This is a genomic window from Thermomicrobiales bacterium (assembly GCA_023954495.1).
Classification (GTDB): Bacteria; Chloroflexota; Chloroflexia; order Thermomicrobiales; family CFX8; genus JAMLIA01.
Map to the genome: position 1 here is coordinate 1 of JAMLIA010000055.1, position 21,785 is coordinate 21,785.

A 21,785-nucleotide genomic window follows, 5' to 3' on the forward strand; every position below is an offset into this window, starting at 1 on the left:
TGCGCCGAGACAGGAACATTCAACGCGAGAGAGTCGCCTCACGGCGAGGACAGGCCGGGTCCTGTCCGTACGGAATGTTTGCACGCCTATCCCTCACCAAACCTCTTCATAGACCCGGCAGCCACTCTCCCGTACACAGGACACCCCCTCTCCCAGCATTGGGCGGGAGCCATCGCCCAAGGGGCACCCGGGCAGCGGCCGGGGGGTGAGAGCCGCCGCCGCCACCCTACCTCACCACGAAATTGATCAACCGCCCGGCCACGTAGATCTCTTTGACAACAGTCTTCCCGGACAGGTACTCGGCGATGCGCTCGTTGGCGCGGGCTGCGTCGAGGGCGTCAGGCTGGCTGACATCGGGTGCCAGGCTGACGTGACCACGGACCTTGCCGTTCACCTGCACGGCGACTTCGATCGTGTCCTCGGCAGCGAGTGCCTCGTCCCACTCGGGCCACGACTGCGTATGCACCGAAAACGGCTTGCCCAGTTGGTGCCACAGCTCTTCGCTGATGTATGGTGCACCCGGTGCCAGCAGCAGCGGCAGCGTGTCGATCGCCTCTCGCCAGGCGCTGGTGTGCGCGACCTCGGTGTCCTTCTGGCGCATCAGCTCGTTCACGAACTCCATCAGGTGCGCGACCATCGTGTTGAACGAGAACGTCTCCATGTCGCGGGAGACGTCGCGGATCGTCTGATGCGTGACGCGGCGCAGGGCGCGGGTTGCGTCATCTTCGCGATCCTCGACCGGGTTGCCGGCCGTCTCGGTAACAACCGCCCAGGCACGATCCAGGAAGCGTTGCGGACCGGAGACACCGCGTGAATTCCACGGGCCACCCAGGTGCCACGGCCCAAGAAACATCAGGAACAGCCGGACGGTATCTGCGCCCAGCTCATCGACCAGCTCATCTGGATCAACGACGTTTCCGCGGCTCTTGGACATCTTCTGCGAATCCTCGCCGAGGATGATGCCCTGGTTGAACAGCCGCCGGAACGGCTCGTCGATTTCGACGAGACCCATGTCACGCATCGCCTTGGTGAAAAAGCGCGCGTACAGCAGGTGCATCGTCATGTGCTCAACGCCGCCGGTGTACTGATCGAGCGGGGTCCAACGACGAACCAGATCGACATCAATCGGGCCATCGTCCTTGTGCGGAGTCAGGTAGCGGTACCAATACCAGGACGAGTCCATGAAGGTATCCATCGTGTCGGTCTCACGCCGTCCCGGCCCGCCACAGGATGGGCAGATCGTGTTGATAAAGCGCTCGTCCGACTTCAGCGGCGACTCGCCCGTTGGGCTGAACTGCGAGTCGTCCGGCAGGACGACCGGCAGATCCTCCTCTGGCACCGGCACGACGCCGCACTGATCGCAGTAAACAATCGGGATCGGCGTGCCCCAATAGCGCTGGCGCGAGATCAGCCAGTCGCGCATCCGGAAGGTCACCTCGCGAGAACCGAGTTCGCGCTCCTCCAGCCATTCAATCGTCGTCGCAATCGCTGTCTCAGCAGGCGTACCAGTCAGGTCGCCCGAGTTCACCATCTCGCCGATGTGACTATGAAACGTCACCTCCGGCTCAGCGACAAAGAACGGCTCATTGTGCAGGATCCCCATCGCTGTCTGCCCGACCCCTGTGCGCTGAACAATCTCGTGGTCGGCAGCGACGCTGCCCAGCTCAATCGATTTGTCGGCAAAGATGACGCCATTCCGCGCACCAGCATAGGCGACCCAGTGTCCAGGGCTCAGCGAAGAGCGAACCATTGCAGAGAAAGTATCGACCTGACGGCCACCGAGTGAGATGTGGAACTCACCATCAGCTTCGGTCGCCGTCATTGCCATGGTTCCAAGCGCGTGCTGGAAATTGGCGCGGTCATTCACGGCGTCGAACGGCACAACTGCTCGTACCTGACCATCCGGGCGGCGAATGACCGGGATAATCGGTAAACCGAATTTCAGCGCGAAGGCAAAGTCGCGCTCGTCATGGGCCGGAACAGCCATGATCGCGCCGGTGCCGTAGGTAATCAGGACATAGTCAGCGATCCAGACCGGCACGCGCTCGCCGTTGACTGGATTGATCGCGTAGCCACCGGTGAAGACGCCCGTCTTCTCCTTCTCAGTGGACTGCCGGGCGATCTCCGATTCACGGGCTGTCTGCTGCCGGTAAGCGTCGACCGCTTCGCGTTGCACGTCGGTCGTCAGCGAATCAACGAGCGGGTGTTCGGGAGCCAGGACCATGAAAGTCGCGCCCCACAGTGTATCGGGCCGGGTGGTGAAGACTTCGATCGGGTCGCCGTGCTCGGTGGTGAACGTTACCCGCGCACCCTCAGAGCGACCGATCCAGTTGCGCTGCATGATCTTGCCGCTCTCGGGCCACTCGACGTCGGGGTATTCCAGCAGCTCATCGGCGTACTTCGTGATGCGGAAGAACCACTGCTCCATCTGCCGCTGATAGACCTCGGCACCGCAGCGCTCGCAGCGTCCGTCGATCACCTGCTCGTTGGCCAGCACCGTCTGGTCATTCGGGCACCACCAGACGTTCTGCTTCTTCCGGTAGGCCAGGTCCTGCTCCAGGAACTTCAGGAAGAACCACTGGTTCCACTTGTAGTACTCCGGCAGGCAGGTAACGACTTCGGCGTCCCAGTCGAACATCGCACCCATATTGCGCATCTGGCGACGCATGTTCTCGATGTTGGACAGGGTCCACTTGGTCGGGTGAATGTTGCGCTTGATCGCGGCGTTCTCAGCCGGCAGGCCAAAGGCGTCGAAACCCATCGGGAAGAGGACGTTGTAGCCCTGCATGCGTCGGTAGCGCGCGGCGGTGTCTGACGGGGTCATCGCGTACCAGTGGCCGATGTGCAGATCACCGCTGGGGTATGGATACATCGTCACCGCGTACCACTTCGGTCGGGAGTCGTCCTCCAGGTCGGTGCGGTACAGCCCGGCATCTTCCCACGCCTCGCGCCACTTTGCCTCTACTGCCGCGTGGTCGTACCTGCTGTGCCGTGTGCGCTGGGTTTGCTCAGTCTCGCCTTGTGTCGTGCTCACGATGGTGTCCTTTCTCGGTCGGCTATCGGGTGCAAAAGAAGCAGCAACGCCGCACAAGCGGGATGCTCGCGCGGCGTCGCAAGGGAGCCATCACGCCACGCCCGGCGGACGGTCAGCATGGCGACGTCAGTCACCGCTGCGATGTCGTTGTATTGCCTGATTTCGGGCATCCCGTCGCCCCGCCTCCCAGAACCACGTCGTCCTGCCGACAGCGAGAAAAACAACGAGCCTTCCGTCCGGTCAGGGACGAAAGGCTCGGCTTCCGCGGTACCACCCTGCTTGGCCAGTCCCGCGTCATCCATGTGGTGGAGCTGCGGGGACTCGAACCCCGTACCTCAACACTGCCAGTGTTGCGCTCTCCCGGATGAGCTACAGCCCCATGATGATATGAGTGAGGCTGGCCCGCTTGGTGGCCTGCTAACGGAGGCTATCCGGCGGACGCTACTGCGGTTGCATTCACGTCCACGGCTCCCGGGCGAGTTCGACCATCTTGCCACCTCACACCACCGGCGGCTCGCTGCGTTCGGTCTACTACTCCCGATCGACGCCATGCTATTGCCGCGGTTGCCCGCGAACCGGCTAATCATACCCGTCACTCCAACGACCGTCAATCTGCGCCGATCGTGGAAACGGACTGGAACATGGTACAGTCCGCGCGCAGGAAAGGATCCACGATATGGTTGATCTTCCGCGCACCGGCGACCAGATCTCGACCATTGGTGAACGTGTCATCGCCCGCCTGGAAAGCACCAACGTGGCGCGCGAGCGTGCGCTGGCCGAGACGCGCCAGATCGTGCGTATGAGTGCGAACGCCATCCGCGCCGTCCACCGCAACAACTTCGACGAAGCCCGCGAGCTGCTGACGAAAGCGCGCGCGATGCAGGACGCGCTGGCCGCCGATCTCGTTGACGCGCCGAACATCTACTGGTCCGGCTACGTGCAGGACGCGCAGAAGGAGCTGGCCGAAGCGAATATCGTCCTCGGCATCATTTCCGGCAGCGGCGTTCCCGCGCCGGAAGATCTCAATGTCGAAGACGCGGTCTACCTGAACGGCCTCGCCGAAGCGGCCAGCGAGCTGCGTCGCTACATCCTTGACGCGCTGCGACGCGGGAAGCCGGAGCAGACCGAGGCGCTCCTCCAGACGATGGACGATGTCTACGGGCTGCTGGTCAGTGTCGACTATCCCGACGCTGTGACTGGTGGTTTGCGCCGAACGACCGACATGCTGCGGGGTGTGCTGGAGCGCACGCGCGGCGATCTGACGATCTCGATGCAGCAGCGCGACCTGCTGGCAGCGCTCAACCGCGCCGGGCAATAGCGCCATCTGGTCGGTTCGTAGCTCCAGTTCGGGTTATCCTTGCCGGGCGACTGTTGCCCATCATTCCAGCACGCTTGCCTGTACTACTGATGAGCTTTGCGCCGGTATTGCGCTTCCGCCCTGCCCATCCGGCCGATGATCTGGAGAACCGTCATGACCCGGGGATACATCCGAACGCTGGCGCTCGTCGGTGTCCTGCTGTTCTCACTCACCGCTGCTGCGCTGCCATCCGCTGCGAGCGCGCAGGACACCTATGCCATCCACTTCCCCTGGGTGCCAAACAACGACGCGATTTCAGGGCTCGGGTCGTGGTCGGCGGTGGTCGCGTTCCATAACGTCAGCGACACTCCGTGCGCGCTCTCCGTCTTCGTCGTCCAGGGCGGTACCTGGACGCGGACGGCGCAGCTCTCATTGAATGCGGCATCAACCCGCACCATTGGCGCGTCGTCGCTCGGCGTGCCGAAGCCGGGCTCACCAATGCGGCTTGAGGCGGCCTGCCAGATTGCCGCCAGCATCAAGACATTCTCGCCACCGACGGCCTCGTCGCCATGGTCGGATGGCACGGACATCGTCTCCGGCTATACCGGACTGACCGGCACCGACATCGCCGCCTCACGGCACGGAGCGGATGCTGGTTGGGTCCTGCCACTCGTCCAGACGAACAGCGGCTGGAATACGCTCATCACCGTCGCGAACCTCGGGGACACGTCGGCAGACACATCGCTCAAACTGTACGCCTTCGATAACGCCAACGGGCCGGGCGGCGCAGAGATGACCTTCTCGCGATCATTGGCGCCAGGCGAGGCGTGGACGCTGAATGCCGAGCAGGTGCTGAGTCGTGTCGGCTGGATCGGGTTCGCCCGGCTTACCAGCAACGGCGACCTCGGCGTCATCGCCCGTCGCATCAAGCCATCATCCAATATGGCCATGACCAACGTCGGGATCGCCACCAGCAGCCTGGCTCAGGGCAGCTACCGCACGGCTGCACCGCTGCTGTTCAACGCCTACAATGGCTGGAACACCGGCATTACGCTGGCCAATCCCTCGGCGGTACCGGCGACAGTCACGGTCGAATACATGGCCGCCGACGGTGGCTATGTGACTGACACGCAGCTCGTCGTGCCGCCCAGCGCCATGCAGTACATCTACACACCGTCCGATGTCAGTAACGCCGGATTCGTCGGTAGCGCGAACATCACCAGCAATGTGCCGATCATCTCGTCGGTCGATGAAGTGAAGTACGAGACAACCGAGGGGCTGTCCTACACGACCACCGGCGCACGCAACAAGGAGCTTGCCATCCCGCTGCTGTTCCGCGAAGGCCCCCAGAAGGGCAAGTCCGACAACTCCGGCATCAGCATCAGCAATCTCGATCCGCTCTCCAGCACAACCGTGCAGATCGAGCTCCTGTCAATCTATGGCGTCGATCTGCTGGAAGCGCCGGTTGAACTCATCATTCCGCCGGGCGGTGTCGGCGTCATCTATCTGCCATTCATCGACGCCATCGCGCCGGGCACCGTCGTCACCGCGCGCCTCTCCGCTTCGAATTCGGTCGGCATCGTCGCCATCTCGAACGACATCAATTACGCCGTGGCCGGTGACGGCTCAACGGTGTTCAGTGCGACCGGTTCTGCCGGTGTCTATATCGCAGGAGGGGCAGGGCAGTGACCACAGACGAATCACGTACGGGCGCGTTCACCGACATCGTTGATGCGCTGAACGCGGGCGACCTCGCAGCCGTTTTCCGGCTGATCGAGCAGGAGTTGGGCAGCAGCCCTGATCAGGGACGCCGCTATGCCCTGCACCTGATGCGTGCACGGCTGCGCTTTGTGGCCGACGACGCCGGGCTCGTCTTCCCGGATCTCGATGCGGCGCTCCAGTTGGCTTCGTCCGCCGAGGAGCAGGCCGCCGTCCTGCAGGTGCGCGCCGAAGTGGCCGAGGCGCTCGGCGACACCGACATGGCGCGCAATGACATCGAACGGCTGCTCGACACCGTCACCAACCCAACCGATCGAGCCGCGGCTGAGCAGGTCCTCGGCCGGATCGAGCGCGACAACGGCGACATCCTGCGTGCTGTCGAACTGCTGGAGGATGTCCATCGGCGACTCATCGACCTCGGGGCCGGTCAGGAGCGTGTCTCGGAAGCGACGCTCGACTTGGCAATGGCACTCCGGCTGGCGGGCCGCGCCCAGGAGTCGATCGCGCTGTTGCACAGCGTCGCGGCGACCGCCGTGCCAGCTCTCGCCGCCCGCGTCATGCTGCAGATCGGCACCAGCGCCGCATTCGCCGGCGACTACGATGCGGCGATTGATGCCTACGATCGCGCACTCGCCCAACTGCCGGACGGCGAAGATCGTGCCGTCGCGCGCTATAACCGCGCGGTCGCGCTACGCGAAATCGGGCGGCTGGAGGATGCACGCGAGGACCTGCGTCGCGGTCTGATTGACAACGCGAGCGCCAACGAGCGCACCGAGTTCGACCTGCTCCTGCTGCTCGGTATCGTCGAGCGTGAACGCGACGACCAGCAACGCTCGCTCGACACGCTCGGCGAGGCTGCCGCGCTGATGCCCGACGGCGACCCGCACGGTCGCGCGCGTCTGGAGATCGGCACAACCCTCGCGCTCACCGGTCTGGTCGGGCTGGCGATCGACGAGTTCAGTGCCGCTGCGCATCTCTGCGCCGATCCCGACGATCGCGCACGCGCCTGGCGAGGGCGCGCCGCCGCGCGGCAGGAACTCGGCCTGAACGACCTGGCGCTGGACGACTACGCCCGCGCGGCGCAGGAGGCAACCGATCCGGATGAGCGCGCACGCGGCCACCTGACGCGCGCGATGATGCTCTCATCCCTTGATCGCCGCGCCGATGCCCTGGCCGCCAGCGATGCCGCCGCCGAATCCGCCCACGACCCGGCAGTGCTGCGGCAGGTGCTGGTCCAGCGCGGCGCGCTCCGCTCGGCCACCGGCGACCTGGACGGCGCGATCGCCGATCTGGAGCTCGGCCGCCAACTGGCGACGCAGGCCGGAGATGCCGATCTCGCCGCGCGGGTCGCGGTCGACCTCGGCGCGATTCACGCCGCCATTGGTCAGGAAGATGAGGCGATCGCGCTCTTCCAGAGTGGCGCGAGCGAGACGGCCGACTATCACGTCGCCTACACGGCGCAGATGCACCTGGGCAGTATCCACGTCTCCCGCCGCGAGCCACTGCAGGCGCTCACCGCATTCGACCGCGCAGCAGCAGCAGCACAGGACGACCGCGAAGCCCGCGCACGGGCGTTCCTCGCTCACGCCGGAGCAGCCCAACGCTTCCACCGCTACGCCACAGCCGAGCAGGACTACGCCCGTGTCGTCACGCTCCAGCCCAGCCATCAGGCGCTCGACCAGGCGACGATCGGGCAGAACACGATCTCGAATCATCTGGATGGTCTGCGCCAGGTTCGGCAGGAGCTGACCGCGCTGATGCGTGCGCCCGAGGAGCCGAGCTTCCGCGCCGGCCCGATGCTGCAGCGCGGCGTCATCGCCATGCAGCTTGGTGATCTGGAGGCCGCCGAGGTCGACTTCACCCGCGCCGCCCGTCTCTACCAGACTCTGCCCGACCGCGCTCTCGCCGAAGCACATCTGGCGCTGCTGGCCGCCCATCGCGGTCAGTGCGACACCGCAGCCACACACCTGTCGACCGCCGTCGACCTCGACCCAGTTCGCGCCTTCGCCGACCAGCTTGTGGCTGAGGCGGACTGGAATAACTGTCCGGGTGTCTGGGATAGCACCGTTGGGTCGAACGCCAGCTGACCACCCCGGTGGTGTCGTGTCATTGAGTAGTCGACCGCGGTGTTTCTGTCAGGCAAGCCGCCTCCGGAACCTTCGTAGGGGCAGTGCCCCGGCCTGTCCGTCGCGGAGTGCCAACGTCCAAGGCGCACCCAGGCATTGGCGATATTCCTGCGCTGCTGCCATGGCGCTACTTAGCGCGAGCAGCAATGCCCATTGCCGCCACGACGCTCGCTTCCGCTTGTCATCGTGATCGATTGGCGAGGGAGTGATCGCCTCACGGCGAGGACAAGCCGAGGCATGTCCTACGAAGGTATCTATAGCGGCTTGCTCGCGTGACAAATTCATTGCGACCGACTATTGAGTGCGTTGTCTATGTCAAGTTGTCCGAACGGCAGCAGACCATTTGTCCTGTCATTCCGAGCCTCAGCGACGAATCTCCCACCCGTTCGACGCCTTCCAGTGCAGGAAAGATTTCTCGGCTGCGCGGGTGCCATCCGGGCGTGACATGGCAGGCTTCGGGCTGGCTGTCGCACTGGACTGCTCGGTCCTGCGTGAGGTGTCTCGCCGCTCTGTACTCAGCTCAGCAGCTCCGCGACGCGCTGACGCAGGATGCGCTCGGCGTCGGCGACGATAGCGCGGACGATGTCACCGGCTGGCTCGGCTGTCGCGATCAGGCCGACCGCGACACCAGCACTGACATCGACGACATCAGGATCGTTGCGCTGTGAGGCGTCCTCCAGCTCGCGACGCAAGTCCGAGCGCCGGGCGGCGATCTCATCCGTCCGGCCATCCCAGGTTGTGTTGAACGGGTTGCGCAGGACGCGGTCTGCGATGCCTTCAGGGAACGTCGCGCCACGCACCTGGTCGTAGACGTTCGTCCGCATGGTGTCATCAGCGGACGCCGCCAGCACTGCCTGCTGCTCGCGTTCTCCACCGGCCCACTCCTTGCTGGCGACGAAGCGCGTTCCCAGCCAGCAGCCGGTCGCGCCCAGCAGCAGCGCGGCGGCGAGGCCGCGACCATCGCCGATGCCACCGGCTGCGACGACCGGGATGTCTCCGACGGCATCAACGACAGCCGGCAACAGCGCCAGCGATCCAGCCGTGCCGGTGTGCCCGCCGGCCTCAGTGCCCTGCGCAATGACGACATCCACCCCGGCCTGAGCCGCGCGCGTCGCCTGGGCAACAGTCTGGACCTGCGTAAAGATGAGCACACCACGCGCGTGGGCAGGCTCGACCCAGGGGGTTGGGTCGGCAAATGAGTGGTTGATCGCAACCACGCGCTCATCCAGCGCGACCTGCACGAGGTCATCGACACCCGGGAATGACGAAATGAAGCCGACGCCGAACGGGCGATCGGTCATCGCGCGCACGGCGCGGATCTGCTCGCGAAGCCAGTCCGCCCCACCGGCGCTCGTGCCGCCAAGCATGCCGAAGCCACCGGCCTGCGACACGGCGGCGGCGAGATCAGCAGTGGCCGTACCGCTCATCGGCGCGTTCAGCACTGGATAGTCGATACCCAGCAGAGCATTCAATCGTGTCGACAGCATGTATGTCTCCCTCATCTGCCGCAGATTCACCTATTCGCAGCACTCAGACGCAGCATCGCGGCGATACCAACCGCCGGGCCGAATCCCAGCAACGCGAACGCCCACCGCCAGCCAACGATGTCACGCGCGAACGGGATCAGCCAGATCGTCGTCACAGTCAGCGCAAATCCGACCGCGAGCTGGAGTGTCAGCGCCGTGCCAACAAAACGCTGGTCGGCGTGCTCGGTGACGAGCGCAGAGAACTGCGCCGAATCCGCTACGACAGCGAAGCCCCAGATCAGGCCGACGCCGAAGATGAGCGGCAGCGGCGCATGAACGAGGAACCCGATGATGAGCGCGCACGCACCGGAAACCGCCAGCGAGTAGTTGATGATGAGCGGTCTCTGCCAGCGATCGGCGATCAGACCGACGACGATGCAGCCGACCGCACCGACGCCGATGACGGCAAACGTCATCAGCGATGCCGATCGTCCCGGATCGCTCCAACCGCGCTCGTTGAGGACGGCGAGGATGAAGGCCGAGAACCACGCCCACATCGCATACAGCTCCCACATGTGTCCGAAGTAGCCAAGTGATGCCAGACGCACGCCGCGATTGGCGATCGTCGCGCGGATCTGGCGTGGATCGAAGACGCCGCGTGGGAACGGATACGGGCCTTCCGGTATGAGCGCGGCCAGCGCGCCGCCGATGAGCGTCAGCGCGGAGGTCAACGCAACAACGAGATGCCAATCAACCCCGCCGATCCCATTGATGAGATGCGGCGTCGCCGAACCGAGGGTGACTGCGGCGGTAATCGCGCCGAGTGCGGCACCGCGGCCGGAGCGATACCAGGTCGCCAGTGCCTTGAGCGCCGGTGGGTACACACCGGCCAGCCCGATGCCAGTCACGAAGCGCAGTGGCACGGCCAACGCGGGACCGTCCGCCAGCAACAGCACGGCGTTGGCCGTGGCTGCGAGGAATGCGCCATACAGCATCAGTCGCTGCGGCGGCACGATGTCCGGCAGGTTGAAAGCGGCAGCTATGAGCGACCCGACCACGAACCCAAGCTGGACGGCGATAGTCAGCAACGAGCCGGTCAGATCTGACACACCCCACTCGGTACGCAGTTGCGGTAGAACCGCCGTGGCTGAGAACCATGTCGTCATCCCTAACAGCAGGGCACAGGAAATCGCTGCCAACGCCAACCCTGGTCTGGTGGGACGCGGAGTAAGAACCGGGACGGTGGTCGACACGCTGGTGCTCCGTCGCATCGAACTGCAGGATCAGGGTGCAGAGCCGGGGCGTTACCAAAACGGGACTGCACACAGCATACTGCGTTGACCGCTCCATTGAACCGCGCTGCACCGAGCACCCAAACTGGCGCGAGCGAAGATGTCCTCAACGTCGCACCAACGAGCCGATCCGTTTCGCGCGCTAGATATATCGCTCCAGCTTCTTCTTCGTGACCGTCTCATCGCTATCGACCAGGCGCTTCTGCTTGTCGCTATTGGTCGGCAGCCCGTTCGGCAGGATCACGTCCCTGAAATGCTTGCCCTCCTCCAGGAACAGGTGCGGCTGGTCACGGAAATCCGGATCGTCCTTGAAATCAATCAGGTAGAACTCACCCTTCGAGAAGGTCTTCTGCTTCTTGTGATCGCTGTCAGATTTGACCAGCAGTGGACTCTGCTGGCCCTCGACCCAGGCAAACCAGTCATCACCATTCAACACCAGAATGCGGTTGTCCTTGGTCGTCTCAAACAGCTCGTAGTCACCGTGCATCTGAACCTTCGCGCTCATGAGCGCCTCCTTTCAGTGTGCGCAGACCCTTCGTGGGTCTGCTTCAAACCCGGCAACACACGTGCCAACACCTCGTGACAAGCGTCACAAAACGGGCTACTCTGTCGGAGCCGCTCGGCGGTGGTGGCCGATGCGGATGCACGATTTGAAGTAGATGGTGGGGCAGATGACCGCACAACAGGGTGAGCGCCAGATCGATGTCTCGCGCTTCCACACGTTCGACGAGCTGACGAGCCTGCTGCAGGGCCTCGTCGCGTCATACCCGAAGCTGGCGACGCTGGAATCGATCGGCCAGTCGCACGAGGGCCGCGACATCTGGCTGGTCACGATCACAAACCAGGAGACCGGCGCGGCGGACGACAAGCCGGCCATGTACATCGACGGCAACATCCACGCCGGCGAAGTCACCGGCTGCAATGTCGCGCTGTACACTGCCGAAATGCTGCTGAGCGGTTACGGTAGCGACGCCGACATCACCGAGCTTCTCGACACGCGCACGTTCTACATCGCGCCGCGCGTCCAGCCGGACGGTGCGGAGCTGTATCTCACGACGCCGTACACGCTGCGCTCGTCGGTGCGCGAGTGGCCGGGCGGCGATCCCGACGATGGCCTGACGCCGGAGGACATCAACGACGACGGGCTGATCCTGCAGATGCGCGTCAAGGACCCGAAGGGCGAGTGGCGCGTCTCCGAGCACGACGACCGCCTGATGGTGAAGCGCCAGCCGGACGAGCTGACCGGCGATTTCTACCGCCTCTACACCGAGGGTCTGCTGAACGACTACGTCCGTGGCCCGATCAAGCTGGCACGCCCCAAGTGGGGGCTGGATCAGAACCGCAACTGGCCGTCAAACTGGACGACGCTGCAACGCGGTGGTGGACCGTTCCCGCTCTCCGAGCCGGAGACGCGCGCCGTGGCGCAGTTCGTCGAGTCGCATCGCAACATCGTCATTCTGCAGAACTACCACACGATGGGCGGCGTGCTGCTGCGCTCCCCATGCGCCGTCGGCGATAGCGCCATTCCGCCGCGCGACATGGAGACGTACCAGAAGATGGGCCAGATCGGCGAGCGCATCACCGGCTATCCCTGCACGCCGGTCTACGACGCGTTCCCCGAGCTGGACGACCGCGGGCGACGCAATACATCCGGCGGCTTCATCGAGTGGACTTACGATCACCTCGGCATCTTCTCCTTCGCCACTGAGCTGTGGGACCTGCAATCCCGCGCCGGCATCGAGAAGCCGGCCAAGGACCCGATGCGCGTCGTCCGCGAGCAGACCGAGGACGACGGCCTGAAGCTGCTGAAGTTCAACGACGAGCAGCTCGGCGGTCGGTGCTTCGTGCGCTGGAGCGAGTTCGAGCACCCGCAGCTGGGCATCGTCGAGATCGGCGGCTGGAAGCTGAAGGAAGTCCGCCAGAACGCGCCGTCCGAATTCCTGCTGGATGAGTGCGAGCGCAACGCCGCGTTCTCAGTCCGCCAGGCGGCGATGACACCCAAGCTGGCGATTCAGGACGTCGAGGTCGAGAAGATCGCCGACGATGCGTTCGTCATCCGCGCGCTCGTCGTCAACGAGGGCTACCTGCCGTCGTACGGCAGCGAAATGGCTCAGCGAGCCGGAATCGCCAAGCCGGTTGAGGTGCAGATCGAGGGTGCCGAGCCGATCATCGGCAAGAAGAAGCAGGTCATCGGCCACCTGCAGGGCCGTAGCGCCGCTCGCGGCATGATGTTCGCCTTCGGTGCCGGCAAGGTCGAGAACGAACGGCTGCTCGAGTGGCTCGTCCGCGGCACCGGCGAAGTGACGATCACCGCCACGTCGCAGAAGGGCGGCACTGTCCGGGAGACGGTTTCGCTGGCCTGATCGCCAACTGACGCAGCAGACGCGCCCCGCTGTCACGCACCGCCGTGAGCGGGGCGCGCGTTTGCCAGCATCCGCAGCGTGATCGATTCGAGCTCGGCGTAGCTGACGTCCTTGTGCAGGCAGTGGTCGACAACCGCCGCCATCGCGGGCGACAGGTGCTCCGGGTAGAGGCAGAGCAGTACGATCGCTGCGCGCGGAGACGCGGCGCGCAGAGCGCGAACGACATCGACCGCATCAGGTGTGCGGGGCGCATCGAGGTAGATGATCGCCGGGCTCTCCGCGCGAGCGATCGGCAGGGCGTCTGTCGCTGATCCGGCAGTCCAGACCGGACCAACACCGGGAATGTCGTCAATCAGCATCCCCAGCGCCTCGCGGCAATCTTCGTCGGCATCAATCAGTAGCACCGGTGCCGGTGCGGATTTGGTGATGACGATGCATGGCTCGTCTCCAACGGCCAGGTAGTGTCGTGCAATGCGGTAGTTCATCGTCATCATGGGCCATCCGTTCGTGATCTGGCGACATCGTTGTCGCCTGCTGGCGCTTCATCGCGTCGGTACACCGTCGTACCATGCACTCAGGTTAGCGGAGGGCCGCGCGGCGGGCATCGGTGAAACGGTCGGATACATAATGTTCGTTCGGACAGTCCAACAGGACAGGTAGGGCAGTGCAGGACACGCCACACAGCAACGAAGTGAGCCGCCTACTCGCTGAAGGCGGGCCAATCGACGACTGGCCGATGCGCGAGGATGCCGCGCTTTTCGCCTATCAGCAGACGTTTCAGCGCCACACCACAGCAGACTGGGCACTGATCGAAGGGGCGCAGGGCGAGTCTCTACAGCTGCTGGTCGAGCGCGTGCCGGCCGAGATCGGCTGTCAGGTCATCCTCGGGATGACCGCACTCCACACGCTCGATGCCGACCAGTCGGCAAAGATCCTCGCGATCGCGATGAACGAGCTGCGGCCCGGCTACGCCTGGACGATCCTCGTCGCCATCGCCGACGCCTTCGCCGATGCTGAGACGAGCAGTTTGGATCTCCGGGCAGCGAACGTGGATCGCGAGCTGCAGCGCACGCTGCGTCGGCTCACGTCGCTCGATCTGCCCGAGGCCGACCACAGCGCGCTGCAGCGCATCCAGACGATCGTCGGGAAATAGAACACCGCCCCGCCCGGGGTCACCGGGCGGGGCGGTACAATGTCGCGTTGCTACTTACTCGGCTGCTGGTACTGCAACAGGATCTCGAAGACACGCGATGGCGTCGTCAGCGTGAACCCGGTGGCATTGGCCGGCGTGTCGAAGATCGCAGCCGTCTGCTGCTCCTCGCCCGGCTGCACCAGCGCAGACATGTCGATGCCCTTGTCGTAGGTGAGTGATTCGCGCGTGGCATCTGTCGCCAGGAAGTACGAATCACCCTGGATGTCGACAACCACCAGCCCGTCATATGGGAACGCGCGCGCCTCGGCGGTGGTGTTCTTGATGGTCAGCTGGAGATAGAGGAACATGCCGTCGGCGGTGCTGTCGCCAACGCGCTTGAACAGATCGTAGCCGGTGATCGTTAGATCCCAGCCCTCGGTCTGGATCGTGTCGCCGATGCCCGGCTTCGGCTCGGGAATCGCCGTCGGCGTCGCTGCCGGGACCACGACGGTCTGCGTCGGAGCCAGCGTTGGCGTCGGCCGTGGCGTTGATTCGCGGGTCGCGGTCGCCGCAGCAACTTGCGGTTCCGATGTTCCAGCCGCCCCGGCCGAGATCGCCGTATCCGCCGAATCGTCCGGCGAACCGCAAGCCGCCAGCAGTAGCCCGACCATCATCAACGCCACGATCGCGAGCACCCCGGATCGTTTCGTCGGAGCTTCCATCACTCTCGTCACTCTCCCACCGCTGCCCGCCTCTGCCAGATTGGCACGATTCGGCGAGCGATCTGCGTCCGTACAAACGGGTGGCATCCTGCGCGAACCCCCGACTTTCGCGTCCTGACGCCGAAGACAGCGACCGACTGGCTGCCGATCGCGCCACAGGAATGATCTCGGACTGTGACTCGTTGACAAAGATTGTCAACATGCGAAAGAGATCATTCGCGTTAGCCAGACAATACACTGTGGGAGATGCCGAAGTCAACCGCGAACGAACGCAGGTTGCGCGTCCATATGCGGAAACTGGTGCAAGCCTCGTCAGATTCTCGTGACAGGTTTGAGATAACTAGTTAGCAAGAGTTGCGTAGCACGCAAGTCGCACGCGATCGCCAACGACGGCAGATTCGCCCGGTTCGAGGGTATCTGGCGTGAACGAGATGGCGTTGACACCGACCGCCTTGACCGCCACACGCGGGTCGCCATCCCAGAGCATTGCGACGACCGCATCGCGCCGTGCAGCGTCCTCCGGGCCGGTGAATGTCACCCGGCAGCGTGGCATCGGCTGACCAGCCTCGTTGGGAAACTCGCGCTCGACGATGATGCCCGGCACGTCCGCGAGCGTCGCGATCCAACTCGCGACGTCAGCCTCGAAACCGGCGACGCGCGCCTCATGATCGAGCACGAGATAGCTGGTGACGGCGGCGAGGAGCCCGGCCCTCTCCTCCTTGCCGACCTTCATGCCGCGCGCCAGCCGTGGGTTCGGCGACCCATGACGCCGGATCGCCTGGATGAGGTCGGGGCGACCAACGACGAGCCCGCTCGCCTGCGGGCCGCGCAGGTCCTTGCCACCACTGAAGATGACCAGGTCCGCGCCGAGGTCGCGGCTGAAGTGCCAGAAGTTCGAGGCCGGCGGCAGCTGCGCAGCGGCATCGACGATCACCGGCACGCCACGCGCGTGGGCGGTCTCGACGACCTCCTCCAGCGGCAGAGCCCCCTCGCTGAGGTGCGACCCGGCCACAAACAGGACGGCGGCCGTCTCCTCATCGATCGCGGCCTCCAGCTCAGCCGGATGCACGTCGGGCTCGACGCCGATCTCGATCAAGCGCGCGCCAGACAGCGCGACCGCCGCGAGATAGCCGATCCGATGAGGGCGCTGATAGATGATCGAGGAGCGCAGGCCCGAACGATCCGGCAGACGCGCGATAACGTTCTGGTCGTTGCCAGTCATGCAAGCGAGGGTCGCCAGCGTCAGGCCGGCCGCAGCGCCGGTCGTGACACAGGCAGCTTCGTTGCCGGTCAGCTCGGCCAGCCGCTGGCCAACTGCGTCGTGAAGCTCGTCAAGATCGACATAGCTGCGCGCCGCGTCATCCATCGCGCGACGCACGGCGTCCGGCATCAGCGACCCACCGAGTCGCGTCAACCGCGCGTCGGCATTGATCACCCGCCGGATCCCCAGGTCGTCGTAGATCGCCACAGCCGTGCCCCTCGTCGCTATTGCGCCAGCGCCGCAATCCAGTCGGGCAGCTCGTTCTCGCCCAGCACGCGGTTCAGCACACGCAACTCGGCCAGCATCGACGACTGCCCGGCCAGCAACTCTTCCATCGAGATGTCGGCCTCATCCGCCAGCCCCGCGTCTGACTCAAGCTGGGCGACCAGGCTGTTGCGCCAGGTGCGGATCTGATCGGTATCAAGCGGATCCTCGCCCTCTGGCTCGCGACTGGCGACCGCCCATTGGCGACTGACGAGCGTGCCGAGCGCAGTGAGCTGCCAGCGGAAGCCGCTGTCGTCGCGCGCAATCGCGCCGTGCTTCGCCAGCTCGCTGATCTGCGAGATGACGATCGCCGTCTCCACCGGCTGCCCCGTAATCCGCTGATGCAGCAGGCCGCCAGTTTGAGCCAGCGTTATCTCATCAAGCGCCCGTTCGGTCTGCGCCAGCGCGATCATCACGCTCACCCGCACAGGACTACTTGCGATGAACCCGGCTGTCTCAACCCAACTTGCCATGCCTGCGTACTCCTCGTTTCATGTCGTTCCAGCATCGTGACAGCATTATCGCCTGCAATGCTAACCCGCGCGACTGTGTTGGCTGCTACAATCGCGACCTGCAAGACGCCCGCTCACCAGAAATCGGAGCCGATGATCAACCAGCCCCCATCCCTCTCGGACGCCAACCGACACTTCCTTGCCCAGATGCCAAAAGCAGAGCTTCGTATGTACCTGGAAGGCTCTGTCCGCCCGGAAGACGCTCGTCGATCTCGGTCGTCGCCATGGAGTTGAATACCCGTTCAACGACGCCGAGAGCGCGCCCGCGAATGGTATCGGTTCCGCGACTTCAACCATTTCATCGAGCTGTTCATGGCCGCCTGCGATAGCCTCCAGACCGCAGAAGATTATGAGCGCGTGGCCTGGGAGCTGGGCGAGACAGCCAAAGCGCAGAATGTCCACTACCTTGAGGTGACGATCTCACCGACCTCGCCGCTGAAGCCGCGCACCCGCGCGCTACCCGATATCGTGCTGGCCGGCTGCGAAGCCGCTGCCCGTCAGGTCTGGACCGATTTCGGCGTTCGCATGCAGTTCATCGTCGATGCCGTCCGCATCCGCACGCCAGAGGAGGTGCAGGCGATCGCCGAGTGGTGCGTCGACAACCTCGGCAATGGACTCGTGGGTCTCGGCCTGGGCGGCACCGAAATCGGATTCCCGGCAGCGCCCCACGCAGCCGCGATCGCATTCGCACGCGAACGCGGCGCGCGCATCAGCCTCCACGCGGGTGAGACGGTCGGACCCGAGAGCGTCTGGGATGCACTCAATAGTGGCGCTGAACGCATCGGCCATGGTGTGACCAGCGTGCAGGACCCTGACCTGCTGCACCATCTTGCTGGCACTGGCACCGTGCTGGAGGTGTCACCAACCAGCAACATCTGCCTCGGTGTTTCGACCAGCTACAGCGAGCATCCGATTCGCGCGCTTTATGACGCCGGCGTGCTGGTGACGATCAACACTGACGACCCGCCGATGTTCGACGCGACGCTGACCGGCGAGTACGAAGCCCTCGCCAGGCACGCCGGATTCACCATCGACGAGCTGGTCGCGATCTCGCGCCGCGCGGCGGAGGCGGCCTTCCTGCCGGACGAAGAACGGGCAGCGCTCATCGCCCGTTTCGACACGGAGATTGACGCCCTGCGGCAGCCGGACGAGCCACAACGTTGATTGTGCATTTCTCCACGATGTAGCATTCAGTACTCCCCGCTCGGCACCTGAGCACGCTGCGGGTACATATTCTCTGCAGGCGACCGTGTGCGACAGCGGTCGTTGTGCGCTGAGCGGCAGACACCTCGGGGTGAGGGGTTGGTAGCGCGACGGTCGATCAGGGCCGCCGCGCGACAAGCAACAGGGCATTTCATGGAACAGGCAGAGCGCGGCCAACGGGCCGAGCATGCGATACCGGACATTGTCATTCGCCGATTACCGATTTACGTCCGGACCCTCAAGCTGATCGCCGACAGCGGTACCGCGACAGTCTCGTCCGACGATCTGGCCGAGGAAATCGGCGTCACTGCGGCGCAAATCCGGCGCGATCTCTCCTACTTTGGCAAGTTCGGGAAGCAGGGCAAAGGCTACGACGTCACGACGCTCGTGGCGGAGATCGAGCACATTCTTCAGCTGGATCGGCATTGGGACGTGGCGCTCGTCGGATTCGGCAACCTTGGCCGCGCCATCGCCGCCTACCGTGGCTTCGGTTCGAAAACGTTCGAGATCGCCGCAATCTTCGACCGCAATCCAGATCGTATCGGCCAGCGCTCCGAGGACGGCGTCCTTGTCGAGCATGCCGACGAGATCACCCGCGTCGTTCGCGAGAAGAACATCCACATGGGCATCATCGCCGTGCCGGCTGCGGCAGGCCAGGAGGCCGCCGACGCGCTGATCGATGGCGGTGTCCGCGCAATCCTCAACTACGCACCGGTCATTCTGCGTGTCCCAGAGACCGTCTGGGTGCGCGAGATCGACCCAACCGGCGCAATGCAGTCGATGACCTATTATCTGAGCGACGATCCGGAATCGTCCAATGCGACGAAGCCAGAATCACGCCGCATGTCGCCAGAGCCAACGCCGGGCTGGTAGACCGCTAGCGATGCGCCGTCACACCAACCTGTTGGCAGACATCCAGCAGCGGGCAGGTTGAGCAGCGCGGCAGGTTGCCAGTGCAGATGTGCTTGCCGAACGGCACCAGCAGGCGGTTGATCTCCAGCCAGTACTTCCGCGGTAGCTTCTCCTCCAGCACGACCATCGTCTGCTCGGGAGTCCGCGTCTGCACGTAGCCCCAGCGGTTGGTGACGCGATGGACATGGATGTCGGCTGACACCCGCGGCGCATCGCAGGCAATCCCCAACACCAGATACGCGCACTTCGGTCCAACTCCGGGGAATGTCTGCAGCTGTTCGTCATCACACGGCACCTCGCCGCCAAACTCGTCAATGACCCGCTGCGCGATCTGAACGATCTGGCGTGCCTTCGATTCGTGGAACGTGGCACGACTGATGAGGCGTTCAACCGTTGCTACACCCAGCTGCAGCATCGCGTACGGCGTCCGCGCCTGCTGGAACAGCGCCTCGGCGACGGGCAGCGTCGTCTCGTCGCGAGTGCGAATCGAGATCATGCAGGCAACGAGCTGCTCGAACGGCGACGTATAGCCGCGCCCCGCGAGCTCGAAGAGCGCCGCCTTCGGGTATGGCTCGACAGCCTGCGCCAGCCGTAGCATGACATCATCAATGTCGAATGCCTGTTTCGCCATGCGGTCGCCTCTCTCAGCATCACCGTCAGCTACGTCGCGTCTCTCGTGCCATCGGCTACGGGACGTGCGTTTCGATACTATTCGGTGTTGATGCAGCGCAGGAGCAGGATCTGATGGACGAACCGGCACGACAGATGCACGCAGCCGGAGTACGCGGGCGAACGGTGTTACGGGCGGCCGCCGGACTGTTTCTCACCCTGCTGGCCTGTTACCTCCTCACCCACGGCGGCGAGTTCTACAGCTCCGATGGTTATGTGATGTATGAGACGGCCAAGGCGCTGGCACTACGGCACACGATCGTCCTCGACCCCAACTCCGACCTCGCCTGGCAGATCGTCGAGGGGCAGCACGGCCTGTACTTCTCGAAGTACGGATTGGGCCAGCCTCTCCTGGCTGCCATCCCGATCCTGCTCGCCAAGGCGCTGCGTGAGGTCGCACTCGGCCCCATCTTCGATCAGGCGCTCTACCTCTATGCAGTCTCGCTGTTCAACCAACTCGTCACAGCTGCCACCGGCGTGCTCGTCTTCCTGCTGGCGTTGCGACTGGGTAACGGCATCCGGCTGGCCTGCGGGCTGGCGCTCGCCTGGGGCCTGACGACACTCGCCTGGCCGTACTCCAAAACGTTCTTCAGCGAGCCACTGTTCACCGCCTGCCTGCTCATGGCCGCGCTCGGTCTGCTCGCCTATCGGCAGATATCGGGAAACACGCGCTTCGCCTGGCTGGCGCTCGCCTCGCTCGGCCTCGGCTACGCCGTGCTAACGCGCGTCGTTGGCGCGCTGCTCATCCCACCATTCCTGCTGTACGCGATCTGGGCTGCTCTGCCGCATCCCGAGGGTGCGGCGATCGTCGCTCTCAGCGGCCGCCTGCGGCGAGTGCGCCAGCGCCGAGCGCTGCCGCCCGACTGGAAGCGCTCGGTCACCACGGCGGCGCTGGCGTTCGGCGTGCCGGCGCTAGCCTGCCTCGCGCTGCTGCTCTGGCACAATGCTGCCCGCTTCGGCAGCCCGCTGAACAACGGCTACGCCGGCGAGCGGTTTGATACACCGCTGCTCTCCGGCCTGGCGGGGCTGCTCATCAGTCCGGGGAAGAGCCTGTTCCTGTATGCGCCGCTGACGGCGTTGGCCGTCGTCGGCTGGCCGCGCTTCTGGCGCGAGCAGCGTGCGACCGCTGCGCTCTACGCTGCAATCGCGGTGATCGTGCTGATCCAGAACGCCAAGTGGTGGTCGTGGTGGGGCGGCTGGGTCTGGGGACCGCGCATGCTCGTGCCGCTGCTGCCGTTCGCCATCCTCGGTCTCGGCCCGCTATTGCGCTCATCAGCAACAGCTCGGGTCGCCGCCTGGATCCTGGCGGCGCTCGGTGTGGGTGTTGCGCTACTCGGCAGTATCGTCGACTTCAACCCCTACCTGATCGAGATTCATGCCCAGTACGAGCAGGCCGGTCGCGGCAACGCCGACCCGGACATCTACTGGCACCTATCGACCTCGCCGATCGTCGAGCATGTCCGCCGCCTCTGGGATGGCCGCGACATCAGCGTCATCACCTTCAACTTGCAGAAGATCGGCTTCAGCGATCTGCAAGCCAATCTGTTTGTCGGTGGAGTAGCGATCATGGGCGTTGTTGGTGTCGCACTGCTGTTCGGTGTGCTGCGCCGGAGCGACAGCGCAATCGAGCCGGAGCACGAACCATGCGTACGGACAGGACCCGGCCTGTCCTCGCCGTGAGGCGACCCTGCCGCGCCGAACGACCCTGGATCGAATCTGCGCAATCGACCTACAAGGCCCGCACCGACGATACGATGGCGCGTCAACGCCGTGCCGCAGGACGCCGAATGGCTGGCGATCAAGCCAGGGGGAT

Annotated in this window: 17 protein-coding genes and 1 tRNA gene; 8 read left to right on the forward strand and 10 right to left on the reverse strand. The window is 64.6% G+C overall.

Annotated features, from left to right (window positions below):
* Positions 1-226: 226 nt before the first annotated feature.
* Positions 227-3,034: a leucine--tRNA ligase gene (locus M9890_10880; protein ID MCO5177455.1), complete on the reverse strand. Its 2,808-nt coding sequence runs from the start codon at positions 3,032-3,034 to the stop codon at positions 227-229.
* Between the two features lie 303 nt (positions 3,035-3,337).
* Positions 3,338-3,413 (reverse strand) — tRNA-Ala (locus M9890_10885).
* 297 nt (positions 3,414-3,710) lie between these two features.
* Between M9890_10885 and M9890_10890 the strand changes: the two genes are divergently transcribed.
* From M9890_10890 to M9890_10900, 3 genes are all read left to right on the forward strand, one after another.
* Positions 3,711-4,352 carry a haloacid dehalogenase gene (locus tag M9890_10890; protein ID MCO5177456.1) on the forward strand — a complete coding sequence of 214 codons (642 nt, stop codon included), beginning with the start codon at positions 3,711-3,713 and terminating at the stop codon, positions 4,350-4,352.
* Positions 4,353-4,505: 153 nt separating this feature from the next.
* On the forward strand, positions 4,506-6,020 hold the full coding sequence (locus M9890_10895) for a hypothetical protein (GenBank protein MCO5177457.1): 1,515 nt from the start codon (positions 4,506-4,508) through the stop codon (positions 6,018-6,020).
* The gene (locus tag M9890_10900; GenBank protein MCO5177458.1) at positions 6,017-8,137 is read left to right on the forward strand and encodes a tetratricopeptide repeat protein; all 2,121 of its coding nucleotides are present in this window, start codon (positions 6,017-6,019) and stop codon (positions 8,135-8,137) included. The genes M9890_10895 and M9890_10900 overlap by 4 nt, the downstream gene beginning before the upstream one ends.
* 554 nt (positions 8,138-8,691) lie before the next feature.
* On the opposite strand, the gene M9890_10905 is transcribed toward M9890_10900, so the two are convergent.
* From M9890_10905 to M9890_10915, 3 genes are all read right to left on the reverse strand, one after another.
* Positions 8,692-9,663: a nitronate monooxygenase gene (locus tag M9890_10905; GenBank protein MCO5177459.1), complete on the reverse strand. Its 972-nt coding sequence runs from the start codon at positions 9,661-9,663 to the stop codon at positions 8,692-8,694.
* Between the two features lie 26 nt (positions 9,664-9,689).
* Positions 9,690-10,895, reverse strand: coding sequence for an MFS transporter (locus tag M9890_10910; GenBank protein MCO5177460.1), 1,206 nt, complete (start codon positions 10,893-10,895; stop codon positions 9,690-9,692).
* Positions 10,896-11,076: 181 nt separating this feature from the next.
* Positions 11,077-11,439 (reverse strand): hypothetical protein, encoded by a 363-nt coding sequence (locus tag M9890_10915; GenBank protein MCO5177461.1) that lies wholly within the window; start codon positions 11,437-11,439, stop codon positions 11,077-11,079.
* 166 nt (positions 11,440-11,605) lie between these two features.
* Between M9890_10915 and M9890_10920 the strand changes: the two genes are divergently transcribed.
* Positions 11,606-13,297: a M14 family metallopeptidase gene (locus M9890_10920; GenBank protein ID MCO5177462.1), complete on the forward strand. Its 1,692-nt coding sequence runs from the start codon at positions 11,606-11,608 to the stop codon at positions 13,295-13,297.
* 32 nt (positions 13,298-13,329) lie between these two features.
* Here the strand turns inward: M9890_10920 and M9890_10925 are convergent, their stop codons facing one another.
* The gene (locus M9890_10925) at positions 13,330-13,788 is read right to left on the reverse strand and encodes a hypothetical protein (protein MCO5177463.1); all 459 of its coding nucleotides are present in this window, start codon (positions 13,786-13,788) and stop codon (positions 13,330-13,332) included.
* Between the two features lie 173 nt (positions 13,789-13,961).
* On the opposite strand from M9890_10925, the gene M9890_10930 reads away from it, so the two are divergent.
* A complete protein-coding gene (locus tag M9890_10930; protein MCO5177464.1) occupies positions 13,962-14,450 on the forward strand; it encodes a hypothetical protein in 489 nt (162 codons plus the stop codon).
* Between the two features lie 50 nt (positions 14,451-14,500).
* Here M9890_10930 and M9890_10935 read toward each other — a convergent pair whose 3' ends face one another.
* From M9890_10935 to M9890_10945, 3 genes are all read right to left on the reverse strand, one after another.
* Entirely contained in the window at positions 14,501-15,151 is a 651-nt protein-coding gene (locus tag M9890_10935) for a hypothetical protein (protein MCO5177465.1), read from the reverse strand.
* A 340-nt stretch (positions 15,152-15,491) separates the two neighbouring features.
* Complete coding sequence (locus tag M9890_10940; GenBank protein MCO5177466.1) at positions 15,492-16,619, reverse strand: aminotransferase class V-fold PLP-dependent enzyme; 1,128 nt, start codon at positions 16,617-16,619, stop codon at positions 15,492-15,494.
* A gap of 17 nt (positions 16,620-16,636) precedes the next feature.
* Positions 16,637-17,149 carry a hypothetical protein gene (locus M9890_10945; GenBank protein MCO5177467.1) on the reverse strand — a complete coding sequence of 171 codons (513 nt, stop codon included), beginning with the start codon at positions 17,147-17,149 and terminating at the stop codon, positions 16,637-16,639.
* Between the two features lie 351 nt (positions 17,150-17,500).
* Between M9890_10945 and add the strand changes: the two genes are divergently transcribed.
* Positions 17,501-18,352, forward strand: coding sequence for an adenosine deaminase (gene add / locus M9890_10950; protein ID MCO5177468.1), 852 nt, complete (start codon positions 17,501-17,503; stop codon positions 18,350-18,352).
* A 192-nt stretch (positions 18,353-18,544) separates the two neighbouring features.
* On the forward strand, positions 18,545-19,264 hold the full coding sequence (locus tag M9890_10955; GenBank protein MCO5177469.1) for a redox-sensing transcriptional repressor Rex: 720 nt from the start codon (positions 18,545-18,547) through the stop codon (positions 19,262-19,264).
* 4 nt (positions 19,265-19,268) lie between these two features.
* On the opposite strand, the gene M9890_10960 is transcribed toward M9890_10955, so the two are convergent.
* Complete coding sequence (locus M9890_10960; GenBank protein ID MCO5177470.1) at positions 19,269-19,934, reverse strand: endonuclease III; 666 nt, start codon at positions 19,932-19,934, stop codon at positions 19,269-19,271.
* A gap of 113 nt (positions 19,935-20,047) precedes the next feature.
* Between M9890_10960 and M9890_10965 the strand changes: the two genes are divergently transcribed.
* On the forward strand, positions 20,048-21,652 hold the full coding sequence (locus M9890_10965) for a phospholipid carrier-dependent glycosyltransferase (GenBank protein MCO5177471.1): 1,605 nt from the start codon (positions 20,048-20,050) through the stop codon (positions 21,650-21,652).
* Positions 21,653-21,785 lie beyond the last annotated feature (133 nt).

What these genes read in the sequence shown, in the direction of transcription:
- M9890_10960 (MCO5177470.1), bottom strand. Translation starts at nt 19,934, where the DNA reads ATGGCGAAACAGGCATTCGACATTGATGATGTCATGCTACGGCTGGCG.
- M9890_10905 (MCO5177459.1), bottom strand. Translation starts at nt 9,663, where the DNA reads ATGCTGTCGACACGATTGAATGCTCTGCTGGGTATCGACTATCCAGTG.
- M9890_10965 (MCO5177471.1), top strand. Translation starts at nt 20,048, where the DNA reads ATGGACGAACCGGCACGACAGATGCACGCAGCCGGAGTACGCGGGCGA.
- M9890_10955 (MCO5177469.1), top strand. Translation starts at nt 18,545, where the DNA reads ATGGAACAGGCAGAGCGCGGCCAACGGGCCGAGCATGCGATACCGGAC.
- add (MCO5177468.1), top strand. Translation starts at nt 17,501, where the DNA reads ATGGCCGCCTGCGATAGCCTCCAGACCGCAGAAGATTATGAGCGCGTG.
- M9890_10945 (MCO5177467.1), bottom strand. Translation starts at nt 17,149, where the DNA reads ATGGCAAGTTGGGTTGAGACAGCCGGGTTCATCGCAAGTAGTCCTGTG.
- M9890_10890 (MCO5177456.1), top strand. Translation starts at nt 3,711, where the DNA reads ATGGTTGATCTTCCGCGCACCGGCGACCAGATCTCGACCATTGGTGAA.
- M9890_10895 (MCO5177457.1), top strand. Translation starts at nt 4,506, where the DNA reads ATGACCCGGGGATACATCCGAACGCTGGCGCTCGTCGGTGTCCTGCTG.
- M9890_10935 (MCO5177465.1), bottom strand. Translation starts at nt 15,151, where the DNA reads ATGGAAGCTCCGACGAAACGATCCGGGGTGCTCGCGATCGTGGCGTTG.
- M9890_10920 (MCO5177462.1), top strand. Translation starts at nt 11,606, where the DNA reads ATGACCGCACAACAGGGTGAGCGCCAGATCGATGTCTCGCGCTTCCAC.
- M9890_10925 (MCO5177463.1), bottom strand. Translation starts at nt 13,788, where the DNA reads ATGACGATGAACTACCGCATTGCACGACACTACCTGGCCGTTGGAGAC.
- M9890_10915 (MCO5177461.1), bottom strand. Translation starts at nt 11,439, where the DNA reads ATGAGCGCGAAGGTTCAGATGCACGGTGACTACGAGCTGTTTGAGACG.